At 64.8% G+C, this 6,092-nt stretch carries 8 protein-coding genes and 1 pseudogene; 7 read left to right on the top strand and 2 right to left on the bottom strand.

From position 1 onward, the window contains the following. From KBW95_RS02755 to KBW95_RS02730, 6 genes and pseudogenes are all read left to right on the top strand, one after another. Window positions 1-288, top strand: a pseudogene (locus KBW95_RS02755) (hypothetical protein); the annotation flags it as partial. A 70-nt stretch (window positions 289-358) separates the two neighbouring features. Then, entirely contained in the window at window positions 359-727 is a 369-nt protein-coding gene (locus KBW95_RS02750) for a hypothetical protein (protein WP_373888744.1), read from the top strand. An 18-nt stretch (window positions 728-745) separates the two neighbouring features. After that, a complete protein-coding gene (locus KBW95_RS02745) occupies window positions 746-1,426 on the top strand; it encodes a C39 family peptidase (protein ID WP_211527160.1) in 681 nt (226 codons plus the stop codon). A gap of 10 nt (window positions 1,427-1,436) precedes the next feature. After that, complete coding sequence (locus tag KBW95_RS02740; RefSeq protein ID WP_211527430.1) at window positions 1,437-1,952, top strand: hypothetical protein; 516 nt, start codon at window positions 1,437-1,439, stop codon at window positions 1,950-1,952. 35 nt (window positions 1,953-1,987) lie between these two features. After that, entirely contained in the window at window positions 1,988-3,469 is a 1,482-nt protein-coding gene (locus KBW95_RS02735; protein WP_211527162.1) for a hypothetical protein, read from the top strand. A gap of 185 nt (window positions 3,470-3,654) precedes the next feature. Continuing rightward, window positions 3,655-3,858, top strand: coding sequence for a cold-shock protein (locus KBW95_RS02730; protein ID WP_020653674.1), 204 nt, complete (start codon window positions 3,655-3,657; stop codon window positions 3,856-3,858). Window positions 3,859-3,952: 94 nt separating this feature from the next. On the opposite strand, the gene KBW95_RS02725 is transcribed toward KBW95_RS02730, so the two are convergent. Continuing rightward, on the bottom strand, window positions 3,953-4,588 hold the full coding sequence (locus KBW95_RS02725; RefSeq protein ID WP_211527429.1) for a LysE family translocator: 636 nt from the start codon (window positions 4,586-4,588) through the stop codon (window positions 3,953-3,955). An 88-nt stretch (window positions 4,589-4,676) separates the two neighbouring features. On the opposite strand from KBW95_RS02725, the gene KBW95_RS02720 reads away from it, so the two are divergent. Then, the gene (locus KBW95_RS02720; protein ID WP_211527428.1) at window positions 4,677-5,630 is read left to right on the top strand and encodes a YafY family protein; all 954 of its coding nucleotides are present in this window, start codon (window positions 4,677-4,679) and stop codon (window positions 5,628-5,630) included. A gap of 42 nt (window positions 5,631-5,672) precedes the next feature. On the opposite strand, the gene KBW95_RS02715 is transcribed toward KBW95_RS02720, so the two are convergent. Next, on the bottom strand, window positions 5,673-6,089 hold the full coding sequence (locus KBW95_RS02715; protein WP_211524249.1) for a gamma-butyrobetaine hydroxylase-like domain-containing protein: 417 nt from the start codon (window positions 6,087-6,089) through the stop codon (window positions 5,673-5,675). Window positions 6,090-6,092 lie beyond the last annotated feature (3 nt).

The raw sequence follows: 6,092 nt of genomic DNA, 5'->3' as shown, positions 1-6,092 counted from the left end.
GGCGACGGCGGCGCAGGCGGCTCCAACACCTCGGGTGCCGGCGGCGCGGGCGGCAGCAACACCGGTGGCGACGCCACTGGCGGTGCCGGCGGCGCAGGTACCGGCGGCGCAGGTGGTACGCAAACCGTGACCACCGGCGAATTCAACATGTCGAACACCATGTCGAACATCGCCCAGTCCGCAGCCGGCGTCTCGGTGATCAGCCAAAACAACGGCTTCTCCTCGCTGATCCAGCAAAGCGTCAACGTTCAGTCGAACATGACCGTCGGCGGCGCAGCCAGCCAGTAATCCAGCAGTGACACCGCGCGGCATTCGCCGCGCGGTGTTTTTTCCGACAAGGGGAACCTGTATGAAACCTGTGAACCGATCTCTGCTGGCTGCGCTGGCCGCGCTGCCGCTGGCGGTGCAGGCCGCCGATCCTGACAAGCTGCCGGTCGAACCCGGCTTCCTGTACGAGGTAAAGGTCGCGGCTGCGGACAGCGCCTGGGGCGAAGCCGTCGCGGTCGAACGCCTGGAACGCGCCTCCGGCAAGGACGACACCGTGCATACCGAAGCAGTGCTGGGCGGCACGGTGGGCAACAACACTGCGGTCAATACCGTCAGTGGCAACAATGTGATCGACGGCGGCTCTTTCGCCAACGCGCAAGGCTTGCCGATGGTGATCCAGAACAGCGGTTCGAACGTGCTGATCCAGAACGCGACCGTCATCAACCTGCGCTTGCAGTAGCACAACGATAAAGGCTCTATGAAAACGTTTGTCGCCATCTCTGCCGCCATGTGCGGCTTGTTGCTGGCGCCCCGCTGTCCGGCCTCCTCGATCGAACTGGCCGTCGGACAGCGCGCCACGGTGCCTGTCACCTCTTTGAAGGAAATCAAATTCCGCAAGACCACACGCCAGCAGTTCGATTTCAGCTGCGGCTCGGCTGCCCTGGCCACGCTGCTGACCTACCACTACGGCACTCCGGTGACCGAGAAGGAAGTCTTCGAGAAAATGTTCATGGCCGGCGACAAAGCCAAGATCCGCCAGCAGGGCTTTTCCATGCTCGACATGAAGCGCTACCTGGCCGGACGCGGTTTCGTCGGCGACGGCTTCCAGCAGCCGCTCGACAAGCTGTTCGAGGCGAAGCTGCCTGCGATCGTCCTGATCAACGACCGTGGCTACAACCATTTCGTCGTCATCAAAGGCGCGGAGGACGGCCGCATCCTGCTGGGCGACCCGTCCAGTGGAACCCGTTCGGTGACGCGCGAGCGCTTCAACGAACTGTGGGCCAACAAATTGCTGTTCGTGGTGCACAAATATCCGGGCAAGGTCGCCTTCAACCGCGCCGAAGACTGGCTCGCCGCACCGCGCGCGCCGCTCGGTAACGGCATCAACGTGGAACAGTACAGCCAGAGCCTTCCGAAGTTCGGTCCTGGCGATTTTTGAAAGGAATCCCATGCATTGGCTCATACATGCTCGCCACGCCCTCGTGGCTGCGCTGCTGGCCGGAGCCTGCCATGCGGCGCTGGCTGAGCAAAACCCCGTCATTGATGCCGCCGATTGGGCACCGGTGGACGAGGCGACCCTGGACGCGAACCGCGGCGGTTTCGACACGCCGGGCGGCCTCAACATTTCGCTGGGGATCGAACGCGTGGTATCGGTCAATGGCGAGGTGCTGTCGCGCACCAATCTCGCCATTCCCGACCTTGCTTCCATCAATGCCGAGCAGCTCGCACAAGCGCGCGATGCGCTCGGTACGGCCCGCCTGGTCCAGATCGGCGGCAGCAACTTCGCCCCCAGCGACCTCGGCCTGGGCAGCGGCGCCACCTTCGTCCAGAACAGCCTGGATCACCAGGCAATCCTGGCCCAAACCACCATCTCCTCAACCGTCAACAGTATGGCCTTGATCAAAGACATGAATTTTCATGCAACTATCTCCGATGCAATCGTGCGCTCGGCAGGAAACCTGTAGCATTGCAATATGATTAATTGATCAGGGAGAAACGGATGCGCACCCGTGTTTCGCGTCTCAAGGCCGCAGGTCTGGCCGCCTTGCTGCTGGGGCCTGTGGCCCACGCGCAGCAGGGGCCGGCCAGCGAACAGGATCGCAGCGCCGAACTGTCCACGCTGAAGGCCGAGCTGGCGGCGCAGCGCGAACTGGTCGAGCGCCTGACCCAGGAGCTGGAGGCGCAGCGCGCCAAGATCGAGCGTATCGAAGAACGGCGCGACGAAGCTCAGCCGATGTTGGCCGAACAGCTGGAATTGCCGCCACGCGCCGACGATCTGACCTTGTCGGAGCAGCGCGGTACCGGCGGGCAGAACAGCGGCGCGCCGGCGCCGCAGCCGGCAGCGCAGCCGGCAGCGAAGCCGGCGCCGCAAAAGAAAACCGCACAGAACAGCAACGCGCCGGCCAATCAGCGGCCATCCTCGCCTGCGGCGCCGGCCGTTCGCGGCCCCGCCCAGCCGGCGGCGCGCGCTCCCGCCCAGACCCAGCAGACGGCGGCGAACAGCAACCAGAAGGACCAGCGCCCGCCCGAAGTCGCGCCGCTGTTCGAGGCGCCCGGCGTGCTGACGCCGCGCGGCAAGTACATCCTGGAACCCGCCATGCAGTTCGGTTATTCGTCCAGCAACCGGGTGGCCCTGGTCGGCTACACGGTGATTCCGGCGCTCCTGATCGGCCTGGTGGATGTGCGTGAGGTCAAGCGCAACACGTTCACCGGTTCACTCACCGCGCGCACCGGCCTGAACAACCGGATGGAGATCGAGGTCAAGCTGCCCTATGTGTATCGTTCGGACGCCACCGTGAGCCGCGAGATCTTCACCGGCACCGCGGTCGAGCGCGTCTTCAACACGAGCGGCAAGGACATGGGCGATATCGAGATCGCCGGCCGCTACCAACTGAACAATGGCGGGCCCGACAAGGCCTATTACATCGGCGGCCTGCGCTATAAATCGTCCACCGGCAAGGATCCATTCGAAGTCGTCACCGATTGCCAGACGCGCTGCATCGGCGAGAATGTCACCGGCACCGGCCTGCCGCTATCGCTGCCGACCGGCTCTGGCTTCCATTCGCTGCAGGGCAGCCTGACCTGGCTGTTCCCCTCCGACCCGGCGGTCTTCTTCGGCAACCTCAGCTACCTGCACAACTTCAAGCGCAGCAATGTGGAGCGCCTGGTGCGCAACAACATCCGCGAGCCGCTGGGCGAACTGGAACCGGGCGCGATCATCGGCTTCAACTTCGGCATGGGCCTGGCGCTGAACGACAAAGCCTCGCTCAGCCTGGGTTACGACCACAGCACGGTGGGGCGCATGAAGCAGAACGGCAATAATGTGCCGGGCTCGGTACGCACCCAGCTTGGTACCTTGTTGCTGGGCTATTCCTACCGCTTCAACGAGAAGCGTTCACTGAGTATCGCCGTGGGCGCCGGCGTCACCCGCGACACCCCAGATGTCACGCTGACGGTACGCATGCCGTTCACATTCCGATAGGAAACACTGCACGGGCGTACGTAAAGAACGCCAATCGCAAAGGGGGTGTACGATTGAAAAAAACTTGCCGAAAAAATAAAAATTGCTTTTATAATCAGAATTGCAATGATGAGCACGCCGCTGGTTCCAGTCCTCCGACGCGCGCACAGAGCGATAAGACAAATACTTTCTTTTGAGGGAATAACATGGCGACTGGCACTGTAAAGTGGTTCAACGATGCGAAGGGTTTCGGCTTCATTACGCCTGACGGCGGTGGCGAAGACGTCTTTGCACACTTCTCGGCCATCAACGTAACCGGCTTCAAGTCGCTGCAGGAAAATCAGCGCGTGAGCTTCGACATCACTGCCGGCCCAAAAGGCAAGCAGGCTGCGAACATCCAGCCGCAATAAGTTAGCGCACGGCCCGCTCAGCGGGCATGCCGACCAAGACTGAGAGCACGCCTTTGGCGTGCTCTTTGTCGTTTCAGGGGACGGCGCGACGCGGCTAAGAGCGCCATCCCTGCAACAGGGTCAGCACCCCTGCCCCGACCAGCACCGCGCCCACCATACGGGCAGCGAACAGACCGCCGCGCGGGTTGGCATTGATGCGGCGCTGGGCGCCCAGCGCGCCCACCGTCACCGCGCCATACACCAGGGCCTGGGTGAAGGCAATGATCAGGCCCAGCAGCGCAGCCTGTGTCCACAAACCGCCTTGCCCGGGGCGCAGGAATTGCGGGAAGATCGCCAGCATGAACACATAGGCCTTGGGGTTGAGCAGGCAGGTCAGCATCCCCTGCAGGAAGATCGACCTGCCGCGCGGCAGCTGGGCCTGGGGCGAGATCGCCAAGGTGGGCGCCGCTTGCGCGCGCAGCAGCGTCCAGCCGATCCAGCCGATGTACACGGCCCCCGCCAGCAGCATGGCGTTGAACAGCGGCGGCCACACGGCCAGGATCGCCGCCACGCCGAGCACGCCCATCAGGGTGTGGGCGATGCCGCCCGCGACGATGCCGCCCACGGCGGCGAAACCGGCGCCGCTGCCACCGCGCATCGAGCTGGCCAGTACGAAGGCCATGTCCAGTCCTGGCAGCGCGATCACGCCGAAGACGACCACGAAAAACAATCCCAGTTGTGCCGCTTCCATCTTTTTCTCCTTGTTGGTTGATGCGAGCATGCAGCCTAAGGGCAAATCAGGACATAATCAGACCTAATTAAAACAAACATTTTTCGAGATGGCGAAACCGGCGACACGGGTGCTGGCGGTGCTGGAACTGCTGCAGGCGCATGGCCGCATCAGCGGCGCCGACATGGCGGCGCGCCTCGGTGTGGATGGCCGCAGCTTGAGGCGCTACATCGCGGCGCTGGAAGACATGGGCATTCCGGTAACGGCCGAACGGGGACGGGCCGGCGGCTACGCCTTGGTGGCGGGCTTCAAGCTGCCGCCGATGATGTTCAGCGAGGACGAGGCGGTGGCCCTGTCGGTGGGCTTGCTGGCCGCGCGCAGCTTCGGGCTGGACCGCAGCGCGCCGGCGGTGGCCAGCGCCCAGGCCAAGCTGGAGCGCGTCATGGCCGCCGGCCTGCGCCAGCGCGTGCGCGCGGTCGACCAGACGGTGCAACTGGACGTCGCCGGCGCCTCCGCCGCGGCCAGCCCCAGCCACACTGCGCTGGCGGCGCTGTCGGTCGCGGCCCAGGCGCGGCGGCGGGTGCGCCTGGGCTATGGCGACACCGCGGGCCGGGAGTCGGAGCGCGAATTCGACGCCTATGGCCTGGCCTATCACGGCGGCTGCTGGTATGCGATCGGCTGGTGCCACCTGCGTCACGCGATCCGTTCGTTCCGCCTGGACCGCATCCGTTCGGTGGAGACGCTCGAGCGGCCTTTCGAGCGGCCCGACGGTTTCGACGCCCTGGCCTACCTGCTGCGCTCGGTCGCCACCCTGCCGCGCGCGCACGCGGTCGAGGTGCTGCTCAAGACCAGCCTGGAGCGCGCGCAGGCGCTGCTCTCACGAACGATCGCCGTGTTCGAGCAGACGGAGGATGGCGTGGCGATGCATTGCCAGGCGGACGAGATCGATTGGATGGCCCGGCAGCTGGCCAGCCTGCCCTGCGATTTCGAGATCAGGCAGCCGCCGGCGCTGAGGGAGGCCGTGCGCGCGTGCGCAAGGAAGCTGCTGCGCCTGACAGCGTAGGGTGGACGGCAGAGCCGTCCACCCTACAGGCAAATTACTGTATCAATGTTTGTGGCCGCAGCCCGACATCACCGGCGCGCCCGGCAGCTCGGCGCCCGGTGCGCGCCCGGTTTCCTCGTCGAAGCCGGCCGCCTTCAGGCGGGCCAGGTACTGCTGCCACAACACCTGCTGCTCGCTGCCGAGCTTGTACAGGTAATCCCAGCTGAAGATACCGGTCGCGTGGCCATCCGAGAACAGCGGCTTGATCGCGTAATTCCCGACCGGCTCGACACCCGTGATGCCGACTTCGCGCTTGCCCACCTGGAGCACTTCCTGTCCCGGCCCGTGGCCCTTCACCTCGGCCGAGGGCGAATACACGCGCAGCAGCTCGAAGGGAATCGCAAACGCGGCGCCGTCGTCGAAGGCGATGTCTAGCAGGCGCGATTTCTGGTGGACGGTCAGTTCGGTCGGGTTGGGCATGGC

The sequence above is a fragment of the Massilia sp. ZL223 genome (assembly GCF_018119395.1).
Taxonomy (GTDB): domain Bacteria; phylum Pseudomonadota; class Gammaproteobacteria; order Burkholderiales; family Burkholderiaceae_D; genus Telluria.
The sequence above is the reverse complement of the archived record's forward strand: the minus strand, read 5'-3'. Positions and strand labels throughout refer to the sequence as shown.